General features: G+C 51.1%; 1 tRNA gene. It reads right to left on the bottom strand.

The features are described 5' to 3' along the window. Positions 1-7: 7 nt before the first annotated feature. A tRNA-Ile gene (locus HU806_RS26330) sits at positions 8-84 on the bottom strand. Positions 85-235: the final 151 nt, after the last annotated feature.

The raw sequence follows: 235 nt of genomic DNA, 5'->3' as shown, positions 1-235 counted from the left end.
ACAAAATTGGTGGGTCTGGGCAGATTCGAACTGCCGACCTCACCCTTATCAGGGGTGCGCTCTAACCAACTGAGCTACAGACCCAATTTCGAGCTTGTAACTGTTAGCTGTGAGCTATCAGCTTGGAGCTTAAAGCTGCTTCTATCGTCTTCTTCAATGAATCAAGCAATTCGTGTGGGAGCTCATGGAGCAGCTGCGGTCGTCGATTAAGGAGGTGATCCAGCCGCAGGTTCCC

Origin of the sequence: Pseudomonas sp. SWRI154, assembly GCF_014268645.1 — a bacterium.
Taxonomy (GTDB): Bacteria; Pseudomonadota; Gammaproteobacteria; order Pseudomonadales; family Pseudomonadaceae; genus Aquipseudomonas; species Aquipseudomonas marvdashtae.
Note: the sequence above shows the minus strand (reverse complement) of the source record. Positions and strands in the feature narration are given on the sequence as shown.